The following is a 21,274-nucleotide window of genomic DNA, read 5'->3' as shown; positions in this document are numbered from 1 at the left end:
CTTATCCGGAAACAGAATTTGTCAGCTGCAGCATAAGCAAAAAGCACCGGCAGAACCGGTGCTTAAGGCTAAACGTTATAGGAGTGGAGCGGCACGGCTTGATACGGGCGACCAATTAAAGAATTAGAATCCTTTATATTGAGGCTCTTCGTTTTCAAGCTGTTGTACCCGGCTTTCCACCTGCTGCACGATTTGCTGGGTTTGCTGGGCTGCTTGAGTGAACAGGTTCTTGGCTTCCTGGTTTTGCGTGCTGAGGGCAAACGTCTCCAAGTTGGCTTGGGCGCTTTTCAGGGATGCAAGTGTCGTTTTAACTTGAGATGCAACGGTCATTGTTACTTTCACCTCCTTTACAGGATAAGTACGAAACATAATCTAACCTGCCTGAAATCAAAAAATTCATAAAACGAGAAGATGCTGCAAATAATTTTGTTATTCGCGTTTAAAGCAAAGATCTGGAATGGAGGAATTTATAGATATGCCGGATTGGATAGAGGTTATCGTTCGGACTTTGGCTTCTGTGGTCTTTCTGTTTGCCTTGACCCGTCTCTTGGGCAAAAGGCAAATATCCCAGCTGTCCTTCTTCGAGTACATTACGGGCATCACGATCGGTGACCTGGCGGCCTCCATCTCGCTTGATTTGAAAGCCACCTGGTACCTTGGCGTCATCTCTCTCGCCGTATGGGTAGCCGTCTCCGTCATGATCGAATTTTTACAGCTGAAGAGCAAAAAAGTGCGCGACTTCATTGACAGCACCAGCACCGTGCTGATCAAGGACGGCAAAATCATGGAGGACAATCTGAAGAAGGAGCGGCTGTCGAACGAAGAGCTTATGGAACAGCTCCGCGGGAAAAACGCCTTTAAAGCGGCTGAGGTCGAGTTTGCGATCATGGAGCCGAATGGGCAGATCAATGTGCTGATGAAAAAGGAAAATCAACCGCTGACCCCCACCCATCTCGGCATCAAGGTCGGGCCTGAGAGCGAACCGCAGACGGTCATTCTGGACGGCAAAATCATGGATGAGCCGCTGGCTACCCGAGGCCTGAACCGGCGCTGGGTACATACCGAGCTCGAGAAGCTGGGCGTTTCGCTGGACAACGTTTTTATCGCGCAGGTGGATGGGTACGGACAGCTGTACGTCGACCTTTTCGACGATCAACTCAAGGTTCCCGAGCCGCAGCAGAAAGCGATGCTGTATGCGGATCTCAAAAAGTGCCAGGCGGACCTGGAAATGTACGGACTATCGACCAAAAACGAGCAGAACAAGGCGATGTACGAGCAGGTGTCCGCTCAGCTGGAGCAGGTTATCTCGGACGTCAAGCCATTACTAACCCGTTAGGAGTGAAGCATTATGGTCAGCAAAAAGAAGAAGAAACTGACGCCTGTCCAGCAGGAATACCAGGAATTGGCCAAAAAGCGCGAGCCCAGCAAGTTTACGTTCAAAAATTTGTACAGGGCTTTTCTCGTCGGCGGTCTCATCTGTCTGCTCGGGCAGGCGGTGCAGCAGATGTTTATCCACTGGTGGGGCTTTGAGGAAAAGGCAGCCTCGAATCCGACCGTGGGCGTGATGATCATCATCTCCGTCATTCTCACCAGCTTGGGGGTATATGACAAAATTGCCCAGTGGGCGGGCGCTGGAACCGCCGTCCCGGTCACCGGCTTCGCCAACGCCATGGCTTCCGCGGCGATCGAGTACCGCAGGGAAGGGCTCGTGCTCGGCCTCGGCGGCAGCATCTTCAAGGTGGCCGGACCCGTGATCGTGTTCGGTTCGCTCGCAGCCTTTTGCGTCGGCATCGCCTACATCATTTTTGATCCTAATATTGTAGGGGGGTAAGGATTCATATGCTGAAAGGCCATCAAAGCTGGGTGTTCGAGAACAAGCCTTCCATCAAGTCGAAAGCGGCGATCGTCGGGCCGTTTGAGGGTCAGGGTCCGCTCGCCGACGACTTCGATATCATCCACGGCGACATGTATTTGGGGCAGGACAGCTGGGAAAAAGCCGAAAAGGCCTTAATGGAAGAAACGGCAAAAATGGCGGTGCAGCACGCCGGACTGACCGAGGGGCAAATTCAGTTTTTTCTCGCCGGCGACCTGATGAACCAGATTATCAGCAGCAGCTTTTCTGCGAGAACGCTGTCTATTCCGTATCTCGGCCTGTTCGGCGCATGCTCCACCTCGATGGAAAGCCTCGCGCTGGCCTCTTATATCGTCAATTCGGGTGGGGCAAAATACGTGCTCTCCGGAACCTGCAGCCATAATGCCAGCGTGGAGAAGCAGTTCCGGTATCCGACCGAGTACGGCTCCCAAAAGCCCCCCACGGCTCAGTTTACGGTGACCGGTGCCGGCGCGGTCGTGCTGTCGCAGGACGGGGACGGGCCCTACGTCACTTCCGCCACGATCGGCCGGGTGGTCGACATGGGCATCAGCGACCCGTTCAATATGGGTGCAGCGATGGCGCCGGCAGCGGTAGACACGATGGAAGCGCATTTCCGCGACCTGCAGATCGAACCGGGATACTACGACCTGATCGTAACCGGCGACCTGTCCAAGGTCGGCTATCAAATCGCCAACGATCTGCTGAAGAAGCACAACATTCCGATCCATCAAACGACATATTCGGACTGCGGCATGATGATTTACGATTACGGCAAACAGAATGTTCAAGCCGGTGCCAGCGGCTGTGGCTGCTCTGCGGTCGTGACGTACGGCCACCTGCTGAACCGGATGCAGCGCGGCGAGCTGAACCGCATCCTCGTCGTGGCGACGGGCGCCCTGCTCTCCCCCCTCTCCTATCAGCAGAAGGAGAGCATCCCTTGCATTGCGCATGCCGTGTCGATCGAACGGCAAAAATAAGGCATATCGATATGGCCGCTCCCGGGGCATTCCTGTCCGGAGCGGTCTTTTATTTTGGACACATTCGTTCGCTCCCTGATTAAAATCCCCGCAAACAGCCGAATCTTAAAACAGGATTAAAAAAAATCGGATACAATTTATGTCTTCTTAAGGATTATTTCCGACAAATCTGGTAAAGTGAACCCATAAGCGTTTTGCATATATTAAAGGAGGACAAGATTTAATGACAGACAAAGAAAGAGACTCGTTAAACAACGAAGAGCTGAACAATACCGAAACAGCGGGGGAATCATCTGAACGGACCAGCGAACCGGCAGCCCCTTCCGAGAGCGGCGCACCGGTCCTCAGCGAAATGAAGCGCGACGGCGAGACGCCAGCCAAGCCGACTAAAGAGAAGAAGCCTGCTCCCAAAGCGTCAGCTGCGGCGTCCGGTCCTGCTCCGAAGGCATGGTCGGGCGGAACTGGCAAGGTATGGATGGCCGTATCGCTCGTGCTTGCCGTCATTCTCGTCATTGTGCTGATCAAGCCTCCTTTTAATTCGGGAAGCAACCCGGCGGTAGCGACGGTCAACGGCACGGACATTAAAAAGGACAAGCTCTATGACGCTTTGGTGGACGCCGGCGGAGCGCAAACGCTGGACAGCCTCATTACGGAAGAGCTGGTCAACCAGGAAGCCAGCAAAAAAGGCATTCAAGTAACCGATGCCGATGTCACCAAGGAAATGGACGATATCAAGAAAGGCTTCAACAGCGAAGAGGAATTCCAGATGGCTCTGCAGCAATCGGGCATGACGGTGGAGGACTTGAAGAAGCAAATGAACATGCAGGTGCAAATCCGCAAGCTGCTCGAACCGGAAGTGAAAGTGACCGACGACGATATCAAGAAGTATTTTGATGAAAATAAAGCATCCTTCAATACGCCGGAAGAAGTCAAAGCTTCCCATATTCTGGTGAAAACGAAGGAAGAAGCCGAAGGCATCCTGAAGCAGCTTAAGGAAGGCGCCGATTTCGCCACGCTGGCAAAAGAGAAATCGATCGACCCGGGCTCCAAGGACAACGGCGGCGACCTTGGCTTCTTTGCCAAAGGCGTAATGGAAGCACCGTTTGAAGAAGCGGCGTTCAAACTGCAAAAAGGTGAAATGAGCAGCATCGTGCAGTCCAGCAACGGCTACCACATCATCAAGGTGACCGACCGCAAAGCGGCTCACACGGCAACGCTTGACGAGAAGAAGGCTGACATCAAGGAAACGCTGATTACGCAAGGCATTTCTACCAAAGCGTCGACCTGGATTGCCGACCTCAAGTCTAAGGCCAAAATCACCAACTCGCTGGACGATTCGGCTAACGCAGCAACCGATACGGCTGCAAGCGCAGACGCAACCGATACAGCAGCCAATACAACGAAATAAATTGTTATTGAAGAAGCCCGAGGCGAGTATCCTCGGGCTTCTTCTTTGTTATATTGATTGGCGGCTTGCATGAGGTTAGAGTCGGAGCGATACATATTTGACCTCGAGGTATTCCTCGATGCCGAAATGGCCGCCTTCCCGGCCGAGCCCGCTCTGCTTGAATCCGCCAAACGGAGCCTGCGCCGTGGAAGGCAGCGGATCGTTTACGCCGACGATCCCGTATTCGAGTGCCTCCGCGGCGTACAGCGCCTCCTGGATCCGTTCCGTAAACACGTAGGCCGCCAGCCCGTAAGGACTGCGGTTGGCCCGCTGCACGGCTTCCTCCAGGGTGCGGAAGGTCGTAATCGGAGCAAGCGGTCCAAACGTCTCGTTCACCATGCATTCCATATCGTCCGTCGCCTGCTCAATCACAGTCGGCTGTACAAAATGCCCTGCGGAAAGCGCAAGCGCCTCACCGCCCGTCACGATGATTCCGCCTTTGGCTTTGGCATCCTCGATCTGCCGCAGTACCTTGTCCACCGCTTTGGCATTGATGAGCGGACCAATATCCACGCCTTCCTCCATGCCGCTACCTACCTTGAGCGCGGCCGTACGTTCCGCCGCTTTGCGGGTGAACTCGCCGGCGATCCGTTCATCCACGTACACCCGGTTTGTGCAGACGCAGGTCTGGCCGCCGTTGCGGAACTTGGACAAAATCAATCCGTCTACCGCCTTGTCCAGGTCCGCCGCGGCGGTCACGATAAACGGGGCGTGCCCGCCCAGCTCCAAGGATATCTTCTTGACGGTGTCGGCCGCTCCCTTCATCAGCTCCTTGCCTACGGCGGTCGAGCCGGTGAAGGAAATTTTGCGCACCCGCTCGTCCTGCTGCCAGCGGCCGGCGATCGCGGCCGCCTCACCGGTCACCACGTTGATCACGCCGGCCGGAAGTCCGGCTTGGTGCGCAAGCTCAGCAAGCTTCAAGGCCGTATACGGCGTTTCCTCGGACGGCTTGATCACGACGGTGCAGCCGGCGGCCAGCGCCGGCGCGACCTTGCGGGTAATCATCGACGCCGGGAAGTTCCACGGCGTAATCGCCGCTACGACGCCGACCGGCTGCTTCTGCACCCAAATCCGCTGCGAAGCGGACGAGGCCGGTATACTCTGCCCATAGACGCGCTTGCCCTCCTCCGCGTACCAGGAAATAAAGCTGTTCGCGTAGCCGATTTCGCCGGCGGCTTCCTTCAGCGGCTTGCCCTGCTCCGTGGTCATGATCCGGGCGAGCTCGTCCGTATGCTCGGCGATCAGGCCGTGCCATTTCATCAGCAGCGCCCCCCGCTCGTCCGCCGTCAGCGCGGACCATGCCGGGAAAGCTTCATAAGCTGCATCCACGGCTTCTCCAGCCTCCTTTGCCCCGCCGTTCGGTACGATGCCGATCACGTCACCGGTGGCCGGGTTCAGGACCTCGATGTGCTCCGCCGCGTCCTTCCAGGCCCCATTTATATACATTTGGTTGATAAACATAAATGATTCCTCCCTGCTCTATATTGACCTCTACTTATTCATTATACCCCCGAATGGAAGGTTCACGCGAAAAGCCAGCTTGGCGCCAGGCTATCGGGACGTTCGCTTGGCTGTTGTGACACGCTGTGTTTGGCGATTGTGAGGACGCTCCGCGCGGCTCCATAACTTTAAGCAACAAAAAACCTCCCATAAGCAGACGGAAGCTTTATTTGCCGTCTGCTTATGGGAGGTATCCTCAGCCATTTCGTATTCTATTAGGATTACCATCGACAGGCAGGATATCAACTCGCACTGCCCTGGATGAGTCCCAACCCTGACCTCTTTTTCTCAAGCCCTCACGAATTCCGCAGAATCTTCCGGCCGAGACTGATCGTCAGCAGCAGCATGCACAGACCGACGACGATCTGCACGCCATAGATCCGGGTCCATTCCGGCCAGTGGCCGATGAGCTCGTATAGATTGCCCCCGATCAGCGGGCCAAAGAACGCTGCGACGCCCGTAATGGCCGCGTACATCGCCATATACATCGGGCGCTCCGCCTTCGGCGTGTCGCCGATCATGAAATTGAACGCCAGCTGGTTGAATCCGCCGACGCCGATGCCGAAAATCATATGCGCCGCAATCAGCACGGGCAGCATCGGCAGTACAGACAGCAGCCCCCAGCACAGGCAGGACAACGCGATAATCGGCAGCGTCCAGAACAGCAGCCTGCGGTTGCTGTGACGAACGTTCAGATTGCCCCACACATAGAAGCTGGCCATCATGGACACGGTTTGCAGCACGTTCAGCAGCGACAGTGTCTGGTAGTTGATGTGCAGCATTTCCAGCATGACGTACGAATACAGCGGCACGACCAGGTTTTGCAGAAACAGAAATCCGGCCAGGAAAAGTGTCGCCTTCAAAAACGAAGCGTCGCGCAGCGGTTTTTTCAGCATCGGGATAAAACGCTTCTCCGAAGACCGCTCAAACGGAATATCCGGGTAGAAGAAGAACACGGCGATATTTGCTGCTATGCAGACCCAGACGATGATATAAAGCAGCAGGAATCCCTTTCCGCCCGGCTCATGATCGAGGATGACACCTCCCCCGTACATCACTAACGTTCCGAGCGCGTTCAGAATCGTGTTCCGGATGCCGAAATACCTTCCTCTGACTTTGGGGTGGACCATGTCGCTGATGAGCGAGTTCCAGAGGATACCCCCCAGCGTATTAAACATGAACGCTACCGTGTACAATATGATAAACGCGGGCACCCAGTAAGGCTTCGGGACAATAAACGGCACGAGACCGGTGCTCCCCCAAATGATCCGGTGCACGGCTACGAACAGCACCAGCGTCCACTTCCGGCTGCGCAGCCTCTGGATCAGATACGCGGCAAAAATTTGAACGATATTGACAAAGGTCGTGATCGCCAGCACGAATCCGATCTCGCCCGAGCTTGCGCCCAGGTACAGCAGATAACCGGTCAAAAATTGCCCGCCGAGCAGGGTCATAAACATCACGGCCGGGATGCCTTCCAGGCTGGCCACCCTCAGGTTTCTGCGCTGCATGGAAGTCTTGCGGCGGTGCTGCGGCCGCGTCTTGAATGATATCATCGGGTACTCTCCTCCGGTGCCTTCAAACCGAATCATTTTGTTGTTTTTACTTCGTCTTTGCTCCCATTCTACTCGGAAGAAAGGGCAAGTCAATATGCGCCGGATCGCCTCTGATTACAAAAATAATTGTGGGAAATCACGTGGTAAACGCGGCGCGAAAGCGTTATAGTTGAATGTCATGACGCTGCATGCGAATGGCAGCATACCAATGAAGCCTCCGTCTCCACCCGAAAAATTTTCCTTGTCGCTCCATCCTATTTTTGGTATGATGGAAATCCTTCTCACTCACCCGCCTTGACTGAAGTTGACGGTTCTCGTCGCCACAAAACTTATCGGAGGTGTGTAATGCTTTATTTCTCACTGGCTTCAAAAGCGTATGCGCGCAACCTGCAGTACCGCGGGGCCCATATGCTGCACAACGTTGCAAGCGCCCTGTTCGGCTACCTGTATGCCTGTATCTGGATCGGCATCGGCCAGGACAGGCCGCTCGGCGAATACGGCGTGCACGGTATGGTTGGCTACATCGCCTTCACGCAGGCGTCGCTGTGGATTTCCGGATTCACGACCAATGGGCTGGGGATCCCCCAATCGGTCAGGACAGGCCAGATCTCGCTGGATCTGATGCGTCCGGTTCATCTGTTCGTTCATTTGATGTGCCGGGAATGGGGTCAAATCGCGTATCAGTTTATGTACAAATCTGTTCCGATCTATCTGCTGTACGTCCTCGTATTCTCCTTGTCGCTCCCGCAGCATGTCACTACCCTGCTTCTGGCGCTGGCCGGTCTGGCCACGGCTGCCTATTTATCGATCTGCATGAATTACATCATCGGGGCTACCGCCCTGTGGACCACGGAATCCAGCTGGCTGTATTGGATGAACCATGCCCTGATCAATCTGCTGGCAGGCTTCTTCATTCCGGTGGAATGGCTGCCGCGTTGGCTGCAAACGGTTTCCTGGTTCTCGCCCTATCCTTATCTGCTGTACGTACCGACCCGAATTTACCTCGGGTTTGAGGATGCCTCCCGGCTGCTGGGCTCTCTCGTATGGTGTGTACTGATGACTCTGGCTTGTCTAGGCGTAACGGCGGTCGTTCGCCGCAAGGTGGAGGTGCAGGGCGGATGAGCATTCGGTATTGGCTTCATCTGTATTTCGTGTTAATCCGATCCAGCATCCGCAGCGGGATGCAGTATAAGATGAATTTTCTGCTCGGGACGTTCCTGGCCGCCGGGATCCAGATCGCCGAGTTTCTCATGATCGCCATCGTCCTGAACAAGTTCGGTGCGGTGAAGGGCTGGTCGCTCTATGAAGTCGGCTACCTGTTCGCCGTCATGACATTGTCCAAAACGCTGTACCGCAGCTTTGCGAATGACGTTCACCATCTCGAGAACTACCTGACGTCAGGCGATCTGGATCAGCTCCTGACCCGGCCGGTTCCCGTTCTGCTCGCGTTGATGTCGCAAAACTTCCGGATGATGCCGGGGGAACTGCTGCAGGGCGGGTTTATTCTGACCTGGGCGCTGCACGGCATGATGCAGGCCGGGCAAATCACCTGGATTGCGGTTCCCTTCACTTTTCTGGTGATCCTTACGGGAGCAGCCATCCTGTTCGCCATCGGTCTCACCACCGCTACCGCCGGGTTCTGGCTGACCCGGATTAACGAGCTGCAGACGCTGACGGAGGACGCCTCCCAAACGGCGGTCCGTTACCCGCTGGTCTTGTATCCTGTCTGGCTCCGGTCCATCCTGCTCGTCGTCATTCCTGTCGGTTTCGTCAATTATGTACCTTCGCTGTTTATCCTGCGAGGGGAGCTGGGCGCCTGGGTCCTGCTCGGCATCATCCTGGTGGCGGCAATCTGCCTCTTCGCCAGCATGAAATTTTGGACATTCGGCATGTCCCGTTACCAAAGTACCGGAAGCTAGAAAGGAGAAGATCGATATGGGAATCATGACAGAAGAAGCCGTACGAACGGAGTTGGAGCGGTTGGCGGATAAGGAGGAGCCCCGACCGATGATTGAAGCCAGGGGGCTGCACAAGCAGTTTAAGACCCCCGTGGTCAAGGAGGGGAGCTTCGCGGGCATCCGCACCTTGTTTACGCGGGAATACCGCGTCAAGGAGGCGGTGAAGGATATCAGCTTTACGATCAACCAGGGGGATTTTATCGGCTATATCGGGCCGAACGGTGCGGGAAAATCGACAACGATCAAAATGCTGACCGGCATCCTTCATCCGTCATCGGGGGAAGTCCGGATCGGCGGGGTCGATCCGCATCGGCACAGGCGTCGCGTCGTCAGCCGGCTTGGCGTCGTCTTCGGGCAGCGAAGCCAGCTGTGGTGGGATCTGCCGGTCAAAGATTCATACGAAATATTGGCCCATATGTACAAAGTTGGGGACAAGGAGCGGGACCTGCGTCTCGGACAGCTGTCCGAGCTGCTCGGCCTGGGGGAATTTTGGACGACGCCGGTGCGCAAGCTGTCCCTCGGACAGCGGATGCGGGCCGACATCGCCGCCTCGATGCTGCATGATCCGGACGTCCTGTTCATGGATGAGCCGACGATTGGCCTCGACGTCACCGCCAAGCGCAGCATCCGCGAATTTCTGAAGACGCTTAATACCGAGTTCGGCAAGACGATCCTGCTGACCACCCATGACATGGACGACATTGAGCAGCTCTGCGAGCGCGTCATGGTGATCAATCATGGGCAGCTCAGCTATGACGGGACCATCGAAGAACTCCGGGAGAAGATCGGTCTTCCGACGACGATCCGGGTGACTTTTGCAGACGCCTGGTCCATTCCGCTTCCGGCAGGCGAGAACCTACGGCTCCCGCTTGAAGTGCGCCTGCCCTCCGGGGAAGCGTTCCGCGTCGTGGAGACCGGACCCGATTTCGTCCGGGTTGAAGCGAACCGCCAGCAGATCCGTGCGGTGGACATTCTGCGCGAAATGGCCGCATGGGGCGAAGCAGCCGACATCCATACGGAAGAGCCGGCGTTTGAGGACGTGATTCATAAGGTTTACTGAGGAAGCAAGGAAACAGGACAGCTGCTGAGCCTGATCCCATTACAGCCGGCCCTCTGCCGCAGAGGCGCCGGCTTTTGGTATGTATCCAGCCGATCCGTCATTGATAGATGGCTTGGACGTTACCGGAGGCAAGCTGCATGAGATAAGCTCCATAAGCATTTTTGCTCATCCCCTCGGCAAGCAGGGTCAGCTGCTCCCGGTTGATATATCCTTTCGAATAAGAAATCTCCTCCAGGCAGGCCACCTTCAGACTTTGCCTCTTTTCAATTGTTTCAATGTATTGGGATGCTTCCAGCAAGGATTCATGCGTTCCCGAATCAAACCACGAAAACCCGCGGCCCAGTATTTCCACCCGCAGCTGTCCACGCTCCAGATACATCCGGTTAATATCGGTAATTTCAAGCTCTCCCCTGTCTGAAGGCGCGATTTGCTTGGCGTAATCCACAACGTTCCGGTCATAGAAGTACAGTCCGGTTACAGCATAATTGGACCGCGGCACTGCCGGCTTCTCTTGAATGGAAACAGCCCGCCCGTCCTCATCGAACTCCACCACGCCGAATCGGCCGGGATCCTGCACATGGTAGCCGAAGATCGTGGCACCCTGCTCCCGCTGTACCGCCGACTGCAGCATTTCCGTCAGTCCATGGCCGTGGAACAAATTATCCCCCAGGATCAAAGCCACGCTGTCTCCCCCGATAAACTCCTCGCCGATGATGAACGACTCGGCAAGCCCGTTCGGCTGTTCCTGCACTGCATAGGACAGCCGGATTCCGAGCTGCTCGCCTGTGCCGAACAGCTCTTCAAACCGGGGGGTGTCCTGCGGCGTCGATATGATCAGAATATCCCGGATTCCCGCAAGCATAAGAACGGACAACGGGTAATATATCATCGGTTTGTCATAAATCGGCAGCAGCTGCTTGGAAATGATTCTCGTGAGCGGATACAGCCTGGTGCCGCTGCCCCCTGCCAAAATGATGCCTTTCACTTGCGAACAACCCCTCTCTCTACCATCATATGATCTGCACACCAACTCCACAGGACATCCCTTGATTATGGGTTCACGCTAACGATATTGCCGCTGAAATCTCTCCAGTTTGTGCCATCGTAATAGACCGGCTTTTTCCGGACGGTATCGTAATACGTGTCCCCTTCCACCGGGGTTTTCGACACTTCGGTGCTTCTTTTCAAATTAATGAACTTATCCTTCAGCACAACCTCCGCATACTTGCCGTTAGAGTTATTCGGTTTACCGCGGTAAAACAGCCTTCCCGTTTGAGTCTGATAGCTGAAAAATCCCGGCGCATAGTCTCCGGACGGAAACCCGGAGGAGCTCTTCTCATCCAGGACCAGCGGGGTCAGCATCGTTTTATCGTATCCTTTATAAAACAATGCCCGCTTGCTGTGGTTATACCATACGGTCCCGGAATCCACCCCTGTCATGACGCCGTTGTTGACGTCGCCCGGCAAGGATGAAAACCGCACGAAAGGAGACCGTTCGGCAATTTGGTGCCCGGCCCAGGCCAAGTCGGCTTCCACATGGTCGTCTATCAACAAATTTTGGGGATTGATATTGCCCCGGATCAGATGACGGCCTTCCACTACGGAAATGGCTTTGACGATATTTTTTCGGCCGGGTCTCGTATCCATCAGCAGATTCCCTTGAATCAGGCAGCAGTCGGCATTGAACAAATTAATCCCGCAGATCTGGTCATGATTGGTCGCGGGGCTTAGGTCAAGGCTGTTCCAGTTCAAAATCCGGTTGCTCGTGATGACGATATTCTGGCACCGGGACTCCGCATATTTCGGTCCATTGACCAGGGCAATCCCTGACGTCGGCACATTCTCAATCGAATTGCCGTCGATGATGACGTCCTTTGTCGCGAAAATGTTGATCGCCCCGAAGCTGTACTCCTTCATCGTGGGCGCGCTGATGCTGTTCCCTTCGATCACGCCCTGCCTAACGCCCCAAAATTCGATTCCGTTGTAACGATTATTGATGCACATATTGTTTACGATCGTTATATCATAGGTTTCGTATTGTTTGGAAGCAAATGCCGTAATCCCTTCCTGCCCGTTTCCGATCACGATATTGCCTGCGGCAATGTTGCTGAAGCAGGCCCGGGACTCAGCGTCCGCAATCCCTGTATTGGTGTCGAAGCAGATGCCCTGGCCGCCGCAGTTTTCCACATAGTTATTAATGATTTGGCAGTAACTGGATGAGGAAATATTGATTCCCGTGTTGCTGTTCGGATCTGCGCCGTTGAACAAGATCTGATTTCGGATCTGGTTGCCCTGAACGAGCATTCGGGTGCAATCGTTAAGATATATGAATCGTTCGTCCTTGTTGGCGGATTCTACGATGCGGTTATCCACCAGTTGTCCGTCTTCGGACTGGTAAATATGCCATCCCTCTACATTTTGACGAACCCGGAGATTCCGGATGACGAAATCCGAACTGGACAGAATACTCAGGCTAATGCGACCCTCAAGATCGGCCACCTCGAAATCGGTTACGCCGGAAGCCGTCAGTTTTGCATCCTGACCCGCGGTAAACGGCTCCAGTACAGCGCCCTTCTCTCCTCTCAGCTTCATCCGGTTCTGAAGCTTGATTTCCCTGATTTTATACGTTCCTGCAGGCAGGACCACGGTCGCCCCCGACCTGTTCGCGGCGTTGACGGCGGCTTGAATACCGGCTGAATCGTCCGCGTTCCCGTCGGCAGCCGCCCCGAACCACTGCGGATAATATTCGGCAAGCGCACCATTCACGGTCCCTGAACCTGTAAAGATGGGGTACAATCCGGCCTCCACGCCGCCGTTAATGGTCAGCACTTTTCCTTGTGCAATGTTCAGCCGGGCTCCGTTCATCAAGCGAAGGGTAATGCCCGGATCCACCACCGTATCGGCCGGGATCGGGTAATCTCCCGCGGGGACTACGAGCACGCCACCCCCCTGAGCCTTCAGCCGGCTCAGGGCATCAGTGAAGCCTGCGGCGGCAGGAACGCTCAGCCAGGATAAACCGAGCTTGTCGGCGGTGACCGAATGTTCGGCGATTTTGGTCGTCACCACGGCCCCGTCCACCAGATTGGACGTACCCACCGAGTTCAGTGGAAGATTCCCGCCGGTCGCTTCAGCTGCCGATATGGAAGCGATCTTCTTCTCCGGCTTGGCGCTTCCTCCGTTTCCCCGCTGCCCTATTCCCTTCTTATGCCGATGCCTATTGAAAAGACGACCCATAGGCAAAACCTCCCCATCAACGAATGTCAAGTCCAATGCTATTGTATTCGGGGCAGACTTGCTTAGCTTTGGACATTTCCCTAGGGCTGCTTGCCTATTTTAATTGCCGCAGGCTCCATTTATCCAAGTGTTGAAATGCTGTTCCCTAGCGGATGATTCGGTTTACTTTACAAAGGTGTTGTCGTGCCCTTGGTGCGCGCCAACCGTCGTCCGCCCGCCTGCTTCGCCCGCACATAATCGTTCCCTTGAAACAGCGTTTCGTAGGATTGTACGATCTGGTCCCACGAATACAGGCTCCGGATCCGGTGCTTCGCCCGTTCCCCAAGCTCCTCCAGCTGTTCATGACTCCACGATTCAGCCTCATCGATCAGCCTGCTCAAGGCACCGGATTCATTCGAAAAATAGTGACAGCTCTCTCCGCCGACTTCCCGGTTGAATACGACGTCAAATAAAAGGTTCAGCCGGGTCGATGCAAGCGATTCCAAGAGGGACGGGTTCGTTCCGCCCACTTCATGACCATGGCAGTATCCGTATGACTGCTCCCGGATCTTTTTCAAGAGCGGCTGCTCGTAGACGGTTCCTACAAATTTGATCCGCGGATCCGAATCGAAACCCGTTCTTTGCCTCAGCTTGTCATAAAACGGCTGCTGCTGAACCCCTGTCACAATGACCAGGTCTTTGGCGGTGCCCGACTTCATAAACTCGCGGATCACCAATTCATAGTTATTCTCCGGAACAAAGCGGCCGATGACCAAATAATATCCGTATTTGGACAATCCAAACCGGTCCATCCAATCCGTAAACCGGTGATCCTCATCGTCCAGCGGCGACGGCGTCACGTCCGCCCCGTAGGCGATAAAGGTTGTGTTCGGCTCATAACGGGCGTACATGTCATGAATGTACTGCTCGATCCCGCGGGAATCGCAAACGAGAAGATCCGCATGCTTCACCATCAGTCTCTCGGACCACTTCCAGTAGCGTTTGACGGGTGCGCTCCATTTTCCCCGTTTCCATTCATGCCCGTCAGGATTGACGAACACAGGCACCCCCAGCTTTTTGAGCTGCCTTTTTAGAATATAGAAAACAGGGCCGATCCGGCAGGCCAGTACATAAACGATACAGTTGTCAAGCCGATGAGTTTTGATATATTTCAGACACTCCAGCAGGCTGAGCACATCGTAGACGACCGCTCTTGCACTCCCCATCTTCGGGGTATGTACCGGAAAGCAGCGCGCATCCTGATACACAAATTCCCTGGCTTTGCGGTCGGACAGGCAGGCGACATGATATTGGGTATCCCCGTCGGTTTTTCTTCCGGTCAACTGGTCGACGAAGGTCTCAAACCCGCCGTACTTCGCCGGTATTCCTTTCGAGCCAACGATAAACACATGCTTCATTTGACCACGACCTCTTCTCCGATTTGAAGATACCATTCATAGATATCCTGGGCATGACGCTGCATGGACAAGTCCAGTTCGCTATTTACGATGCTGCGGTTCGCCGCGGCCAGCAAATGCCGATTTGCCAATAGATGCGTAAGACGCCGCGCCAGGTCCGCGGGATCGGGCTCAAAAATCCATCCGTTGACTCCGTCTGCGATCATGTCCTTCACGCCCGCCTGTCTGGAAACCAGCACCGGTACCCCGTGCGCCAACCCTTCCAGCCCAACGAAACCGAAGGTTTCCTTCCATACGCTGGGGACGATCAGCAGATCGGTTTCTGCAAAAATACCCGCAAGCTGATCCGGTTCGTAGCGGCCATGAAAGGTGCAGTGCTCGGCAGGTGGTGCCGATTCCGGGATGCGGTCATTTCCGTAAACGTGAAGATGCCAATGGCCCGAGTGGGTATCCGGCAGGTGATCCAGCGCCTCCTGCAGCAGAAAAAATCCTTTATAGCGGTCAACCGGCCCCAAATAAGCGATACGCAGGGGTTCATCCGCGGAAGGGAACGATTTCAAGACTCTCCGGTCGGTCATATGCCGATGGCGGATGGACAGGACTTTTCCCATCACGTTCAGGTAAGCCGTAAAAATCTCCTTCGCCACCTGGCTGTTGAAATGAAACTCGTCGATCATTTGATACATTTGTAAATAATAGCTTCTAAGCTCTTTGTATTCGTTGGCCCGTTCCGGATGAATCATAGGCTTCGAATCCCCCGCTTTCCTAGGCTTGTTGCTGGAATTGCCGGAAGTGCGTTCTTTCACGGACCTGCGGGTTTTTTGCAGAATCCGGCTGTTTTTCAATCGCCTGTAGCTGTAGGACTGCATCATGTAGATCATGTGCGGCGAATACGCATGCTGGTTGCAGGATATGCAGCTCTTTCCCTGGTCAAAATCGTCGCAGTGCTTTCCCTTCGCATTCAGGAGGTTGACTTTGGGGCAGATACCGAAGTAGTCGTGTGAGGTATACACCGTCCGGATTCCCAGCGCTTTGGCCGCCTCCAGGAGTTCCTTATGGATCCCCATCAAAGTGTGAAAATGGATCAGATCCGGCTGTACTTCCCGGAGCAGCTCAAGGAAAACCGCCGGATCCCCGGCCCGGGAGAATGCGGGTGGGTGGCCGATCCCTCCGAGAAGGGGAACCGGAAGCGGATTGACGATCTCGTATACGCCGATGCCTTCATACGGAGGGTTTGGCTTTGTTTTCATTTTTCCGGACCACGTATAACGCCCCGGATACAGCAAGCTGACCTCATGCCCCTGCTGCAGCTGAGCCAACATGAGATCGACGCTGTATTTCGTCAGTCCGCCTGTTCGGTATGGGGGCAACCCGAGGGTGACATGCAGCAGTTTCATCGCTTCAACTCCAAGGTCCCCGTGCTGTGAACGCCTGCGGCGGGCCGATTCTCAGCGGGAACGGGATTTGGGCTGCGGCTGTGCCGAAGCAAATAGGGATTGGCTATGATTCCATAGACAATCCAATTGACCGGGTTCGTAAAATATCCGCCGGCGATTTGGTAGCTGACAATAAAGAGAAGCAGCGCGTATTTCAATATTTTTTCTTCCGGACGAACCGGAAGGATCAGCGACAGGAAGAAGACAGCGAGGAGAAGGAGCATCAGCCACCCTCCTTCGGCCATGGCGTACATGAAGGAGTTGGAGATGACATCCACCAGCCCGAATCCGGCATACGCGTTACGGATCGTGTCCGTGTTCAGGTTGCCGAATCCGATGCCGAAATAATGAGTGTCCATCAGCATTTGTTTCATGACGCGAAAGCTGACGTTGAACCGGTAGACGACCGACCCGTCATTTCCGTTTACGATATCGTTAAAGCGGAGATAGAAGCTGTTATTGCTGTTCACGACCGCCAGCACACTAAGAACCGCCAGAAAGGTCAGGGCAATCAGCCCGAGCACCCGGACCGCGCTGAAGTTTTCCTTCAAATAAAACAAGTACATGACGACACAGGCCAGTGACAGGCTGAACATCCCGCCCATGCCGGCCGAGAGCACCACGATGAACAGATTCGCGCCGATCAGCGCAAAGTGGAGAAGATTCCTGGACCCTGATTTCTCCCGCAGGGCAAAGAAAACGAGCAGCAGGACCAGCAAGGCGGCATGAAAAGAGGCTTCGCTCGGTTCAAAGTACAGAAGCGACAGCCTCGTTTTTTGATAAATATTGACCGTTTCGTCTAATCTCCACAGCCACTCCGTTTTAAACGCCAGGCTGACAGCAAGCAGGAATACATGAAGGAGGGAGGAATAGACGGCCATTTTTCTCCATACCGGTAAAGGAATTTTCGATTCCTTGATTTGAATGAATAAAAAAACGTTCAGAAAGATTTTCGCGACGTTAATCACCAGTCTTGGAATCTCGATCTGGTCGTTCAGTACGATCTGCAGCAGCGCATACAAGACGATAAGGTAGATGTAACCCAGTGCTTTGACCGTCAGCCGTTTGTTTTTATAGATATCCACCAAAATCAGGACAAGGCTGAGAAAATACAGCAGGTCCAAATTGGCGGACAGCATTTCATGCAGCACGTAGGAACACGACAAAATCAGCGCCATTTTATACCCTCTTTACTCTTTTTTGCGTCGCTCCATGGATGTGCTCCCTGATCATGGACAGAATCTGCTCAGCCTGATTCGTACGGGAAAAGGCTGACCGGCCGGAAAAATCGAACTCCTTGGCGATCAAATCCGCCAAACCATCCGCCACGCTGTCCCGGTGATGGCCTGCGCAAATACCGTAGCGGCCGTGGACCAGTTCCACCAGCTCCCGGTCGGCCGTAACGGCCAGGATCGGCTTACACGCGCCAATATATTCAAAGGTTTTACCCGGGATGGCATAATCGCTTCCCTTCGTATGCGTAAGAATGACCGCCACGTCCGCTTCTTTCAGCAGGGACGCCGCCGCCTCATGCCTGACGCTTCCTACGATCTCCACCGTAACCCCGTCACCTGTCATGTTCAAATTGGACAGATCCTTGGCCGCCTGCTGGTCAAGCAGCCCTGCTACTTTCAGCTTGATCCGTATGCCGGACCTCTCATAAAACAGCTGCAGCCCTTCGATCAATGCATGTATATTTCGTCCTTTATAGATGGAGCCTATATGAGCCATTGTCAGCTCGCGAACATTGTCGGAAATACGTTGATATACGCAGTTTTGAAACGGTTCTTCGTCGTAGCCGTTACGGATCAGCCGTATGGACGGCCGTTCTTGCCCAAGTTCATAATGCTCCCGGATCCCCTGCGACACGGCCACGATTTCGTCCGCCAGCCGGGGGATCATCCTCTCCGCCCTGCGGTAGGCCTGACGGGGCTGGCCCTCCCCGATGTTGTGGTTGATAATGTCCCTGATCTCGATCACTACCGGAATTCCCGGTGCCTTGCGTTTGATGTGGTCAAGGATGTACAGTCCGTACACATCCGGTATCGTCAAAAATACGGCCGATACCTCGTTCTGCTCCAGGCAGGCGTCCAGTTCGCGGAAGAGGCGGATGTTCATTCGGCTGAAAGCATAGGAGCTGTACTTATAGTTCCTCCATGCCGTGATCGTCCATTTGTTTCTGAGCACTCCTTCAATAAGCTGCTTGATGCCTCTCCCGGACGTCTCCCCGCCTACCATCGTCTGCGTAAAGGTACTGGTGGGCGTATCGTATTTGTAATTGACAGCGGCATACCGGCTTGGCGTCGGGCCGTATTTCCGGTCGTTCACGACGATAAGGCGGTATTGTTCCTTAAAATGCTTCATCAACCCGGCATACCGGACGGATGCGACCACCGGCACACCTTCGGTATAATCCGAGATGACGATCATCGTCTTCTTCATCTGATTTCACCTTTCCGAATGAAATATTCCCCTTTCATGACCGGAAGGTTCGCGATCCCTGCCGTTACCCGGACCGCCGTGCCGTCGGGCAGCAGGATGTTTGCGGGATTGGACAGGTCCAGCTTCAGCGAGAGAATGCCGTTTCCGTATCTGGATTCGTGCTCCAGGGTAAACAACTTTTCCTCGCCCGGATAGGTCACGACCTGCACATGATCCCGGAGATTCACGTAATCGGCGAGCTCCGACCCGGTGCAGTACCATACGTTTCTCCCTTCCAAATAACGAAAAATCGCCTGCAAGCTGCCGCAATCGTCAAAAATGTTGGGGGACTGCCTTTTTCCGTCGTCGCGTGCGGGGGAAATATGCTCCTGAATCCCGATGACCAGCCTATTCTCCAGCAAATAATCCAGTTCACGGAGCTTCCAGCGGCGAAGTGGCGTCTTTAAGAGCCGTTTGGCCATCCCCTTCAAGGAAGCTTCCGGCCGGTAAACCCCGTTCAGCAGCCCTCCGTCCACTGTCGAGGGAATGTCAATGACGCCGCCTTCGCCAAAGCGTTTAATATCGAAGTTCGTGAGCGGATCTTGATCCCCGCCGCTGATCCGTTTCATCGCAGGGTCTCCCGCCCCCCGGTTCCAGTATCTGCACCACCAAATGAACCCGGCCCTTTCAATGCTTTCATCCGAGCAATCGTTGCCGGCGTACCCGCAGTATTTGCCGCCTCTCGGCCTTTCACCGACGGCATCCACATAGACCGACATCCCTTCCAACGTACGCTCCAGTGCTTCTTCGGCGCTTTTGAACAGCTCCCATTCCTGTACAAAATCCTCCGGATTCGGTCCCGTTCTGCCATGGGTCGTTCCATGATAGGCAAGTTCATAGCTTGGGTGCTGGTGAATACCGCGGAAGAAAGCCTTACTCTCCTCGTCGGCGTTGATCGGGAGGGAGGTCTGCCTGCACACCGGTTGATCGGACAAGCCGGACCGGATCCCTACCGGAACGAAGAAGGTTACCTTGACCTGCGGAAATAGCCGCAGGATATGCTCATTCAAGTACCGGAAGGAAGAGTTTTCTCCATTTTTGCAGTATCCCCAATCCTCCTCCAGGTCGGGAATTCCGTTATGGTTGACGTCCACCCACGTATTGGCCAGATCATCGACCATAAAAAAAACGGGCGAATCGGCGCCGTTAAACCATTTGCATTTCTCCATGTACATGACGATTTTCCCCTTATCCTTTTCCTTCACCCCACGGCATCAGGAATGCATAGCGGTTTTCCGGTTCAGGTACTTCAAGATCCCCTTCCCCTTCACCAGCATTCGGTACAGCCTGGTGTGAAGGCGGTCATTGTTCCACATTTGCAGCGAATACATGACGGTAAATTGATTGGTCCACCGGAACTTCCACGGATATGAACCGGCACCCAGATCGATGTCCGTCACCTGCCCCAGCTCGATCAGCCGGCGGATCGTTTCCAGCATCAGCACGTCGAAAACGCCGTATTTCGCATAATCGGGCGAATACCCGGTATTCCAGCCGTACAGCTTTCCCCTGTGCAGAAAAAACAGCTGGTAGGCGATCATCACGCTCGAATCCTTAAGCTCGAGGAAGGAAGCGATGACCTGGTCGTTATTCATGAATACCCGCTTGTAAAACTCCTCATTCTTTTGGTCTTCAAACAGGCTTCTGCGGTCGATCCTTCCCCTCTGCTCGTGCAGATACGCCTTCTCCTGCTTGTGAACATTGGAGATCCGGTGGTAAATATCGCCGCTTTGCCGGCAGTCCACCATTTTGAATTGATAACCGGTCTCCTGCTGGAGCTTCCTCAGCTTCTTTCTCGCCTTGGCATTGATTCCGGTCGTCTCCCACCCGGCTGCGGTATCCAAACCGCCGATTCGGATGCTCGGACAGGAGGTGAGGTACTTGATGCTCGGATTGTACTTGTCATGGCGCAGCAAAAAATGAAGCAGCGACGTGTCGGTTGCCAGGTGTGTCAATTCGATTTTGTCCCACAGGTCCGAATGGTCCTCGATGGCTTTGAAAATTTCTTTGATGATCGCAGCCGGACTGCCCTTTTGGGAATTGAGGATGAAATTGAAATAATCACCCTTGCCCATAAAGCCGAGCACATGGCATTTCACGATTTTTTTATCCACCGTACGGATGACGAGCGGAGCGATGCCGACCATTTCGTTGTCCCGGCTGCAGCAAATAATGAACAGCTTGTTGTTCCGGTCCTCTCCAAAGGTCAGCCACCATGCATAGTTATAATGAAAGGTGCTATAGTAGGTCAATTCGTCGTCCAGCTCCTGCAAGCGCTCCCAATCCTTTTGAATGCCAAGGAATCCATCGGTATCGTTAACAATTTTTATACTCATGATTCCAGTTAAACTCCTT

The 21,274-nt window shown here is 54.4% G+C and carries 18 protein-coding genes; 7 read left to right on the top strand and 11 right to left on the bottom strand.

Annotated elements, in window-relative coordinates:
* Positions 1-123: 123 nt before the first annotated feature.
* Entirely contained in the window at positions 124-330 is a 207-nt protein-coding gene (locus tag FHS19_RS01940) for a DUF1657 domain-containing protein (RefSeq protein ID WP_183577870.1), read from the bottom strand.
* A gap of 145 nt (positions 331-475) precedes the next feature.
* On the opposite strand from FHS19_RS01940, the gene FHS19_RS01935 reads away from it, so the two are divergent.
* The 4 genes from FHS19_RS01935 (at position 476) to FHS19_RS01920 (ending at position 4,258) form a co-directional block, all read left to right on the top strand.
* Complete coding sequence (locus FHS19_RS01935) at positions 476-1,336, top strand: DUF421 domain-containing protein (RefSeq protein ID WP_183577866.1); 861 nt, start codon at positions 476-478, stop codon at positions 1,334-1,336.
* Between the two features lie 12 nt (positions 1,337-1,348).
* Positions 1,349-1,831 (top strand): stage V sporulation protein AC, encoded by a 483-nt coding sequence (gene spoVAC / locus FHS19_RS01930; RefSeq protein WP_183577863.1) that lies wholly within the window; start codon positions 1,349-1,351, stop codon positions 1,829-1,831.
* Between the two features lie 8 nt (positions 1,832-1,839).
* A complete protein-coding gene (spoVAD, locus tag FHS19_RS01925) occupies positions 1,840-2,850 on the top strand; it encodes a stage V sporulation protein AD (RefSeq protein ID WP_183577860.1) in 1,011 nt (336 codons plus the stop codon).
* Between the two features lie 223 nt (positions 2,851-3,073).
* Complete coding sequence (locus FHS19_RS01920; RefSeq protein WP_183577857.1) at positions 3,074-4,258, top strand: peptidylprolyl isomerase; 1,185 nt, start codon at positions 3,074-3,076, stop codon at positions 4,256-4,258.
* 75 nt (positions 4,259-4,333) lie between these two features.
* Here the strand turns inward: FHS19_RS01920 and FHS19_RS01915 are convergent, their stop codons facing one another.
* Both FHS19_RS01915 and FHS19_RS01910 read right to left on the bottom strand, forming a co-directional pair.
* Entirely contained in the window at positions 4,334-5,758 is a 1,425-nt protein-coding gene (locus FHS19_RS01915) for an NAD-dependent succinate-semialdehyde dehydrogenase (protein WP_183577854.1), read from the bottom strand.
* Positions 5,759-6,093: 335 nt separating this feature from the next.
* Positions 6,094-7,353 (bottom strand): MFS transporter, encoded by a 1,260-nt coding sequence (locus FHS19_RS01910; protein WP_183577851.1) that lies wholly within the window; start codon positions 7,351-7,353, stop codon positions 6,094-6,096.
* Positions 7,354-7,698: 345 nt separating this feature from the next.
* Between FHS19_RS01910 and FHS19_RS01905 the strand changes: the two genes are divergently transcribed.
* From FHS19_RS01905 to FHS19_RS01895, 3 genes are all read left to right on the top strand, one after another.
* The gene (locus FHS19_RS01905) at positions 7,699-8,475 is read left to right on the top strand and encodes an ABC transporter permease (protein ID WP_183577847.1); all 777 of its coding nucleotides are present in this window, start codon (positions 7,699-7,701) and stop codon (positions 8,473-8,475) included.
* Positions 8,472-9,272: an ABC transporter permease gene (locus FHS19_RS01900; RefSeq protein ID WP_183577844.1), complete on the top strand. Its 801-nt coding sequence runs from the start codon at positions 8,472-8,474 to the stop codon at positions 9,270-9,272. The genes FHS19_RS01905 and FHS19_RS01900 overlap by 4 nt, the downstream gene beginning before the upstream one ends.
* Before the next feature lie 88 nt (positions 9,273-9,360).
* The gene (locus FHS19_RS01895) at positions 9,361-10,371 is read left to right on the top strand and encodes an ABC transporter ATP-binding protein (protein WP_183581339.1); all 1,011 of its coding nucleotides are present in this window, start codon (positions 9,361-9,363) and stop codon (positions 10,369-10,371) included.
* Positions 10,372-10,468: 97 nt separating this feature from the next.
* On the opposite strand, the gene rfbA is transcribed toward FHS19_RS01895, so the two are convergent.
* From rfbA to FHS19_RS01855, 8 genes are all read right to left on the bottom strand, one after another.
* Positions 10,469-11,356, bottom strand: a complete 888-nt coding sequence (rfbA, locus tag FHS19_RS01890) for a glucose-1-phosphate thymidylyltransferase RfbA (protein WP_183577841.1) — start codon at positions 11,354-11,356, stop codon at positions 10,469-10,471.
* Positions 11,357-11,421: 65 nt separating this feature from the next.
* Entirely contained in the window at positions 11,422-13,605 is a 2,184-nt protein-coding gene (locus tag FHS19_RS01885) for a right-handed parallel beta-helix repeat-containing protein (protein ID WP_183577838.1), read from the bottom strand.
* Between the two features lie 167 nt (positions 13,606-13,772).
* Positions 13,773-15,002, bottom strand: a complete 1,230-nt coding sequence (gene cps2T, locus FHS19_RS01880; protein ID WP_183577835.1) for a beta 1-4 rhamnosyltransferase Cps2T — start codon at positions 15,000-15,002, stop codon at positions 13,773-13,775.
* Entirely contained in the window at positions 14,999-16,399 is a 1,401-nt protein-coding gene (locus FHS19_RS01875; RefSeq protein ID WP_183577832.1) for a glycosyltransferase family 4 protein, read from the bottom strand. The genes cps2T and FHS19_RS01875 overlap by 4 nt, the downstream gene beginning before the upstream one ends.
* Entirely contained in the window at positions 16,396-17,616 is a 1,221-nt protein-coding gene (locus FHS19_RS01870; RefSeq protein ID WP_183577829.1) for a hypothetical protein, read from the bottom strand. Before FHS19_RS01870 ends, FHS19_RS01875 begins: the two co-directional genes overlap by 4 nt.
* Position 17,617: 1 nt before the next feature.
* Positions 17,618-18,880: a glycosyltransferase family protein gene (locus tag FHS19_RS01865; RefSeq protein ID WP_183577826.1), complete on the bottom strand. Its 1,263-nt coding sequence runs from the start codon at positions 18,878-18,880 to the stop codon at positions 17,618-17,620.
* Positions 18,877-20,094, bottom strand: a complete 1,218-nt coding sequence (locus FHS19_RS01860; RefSeq protein WP_183577823.1) for a hypothetical protein — start codon at positions 20,092-20,094, stop codon at positions 18,877-18,879. Before FHS19_RS01860 ends, FHS19_RS01865 begins: the two co-directional genes overlap by 4 nt.
* Before the next feature lie 39 nt (positions 20,095-20,133).
* Positions 20,134-21,255: a GNAT family N-acetyltransferase gene (locus FHS19_RS01855; protein ID WP_183577820.1), complete on the bottom strand. Its 1,122-nt coding sequence runs from the start codon at positions 21,253-21,255 to the stop codon at positions 20,134-20,136.
* Positions 21,256-21,274: the final 19 nt, after the last annotated feature.

Origin of the sequence: Paenibacillus rhizosphaerae, assembly GCF_014192015.1 — a bacterium.
In the GTDB taxonomy this organism is placed as follows: domain Bacteria; phylum Bacillota; class Bacilli; order Paenibacillales; family Paenibacillaceae; genus Paenibacillus_AQ; species Paenibacillus_AQ rhizosphaerae.
The sequence above is the reverse complement of the archived record's forward strand: the minus strand, read 5'-3'. Positions and strand labels throughout refer to the sequence as shown.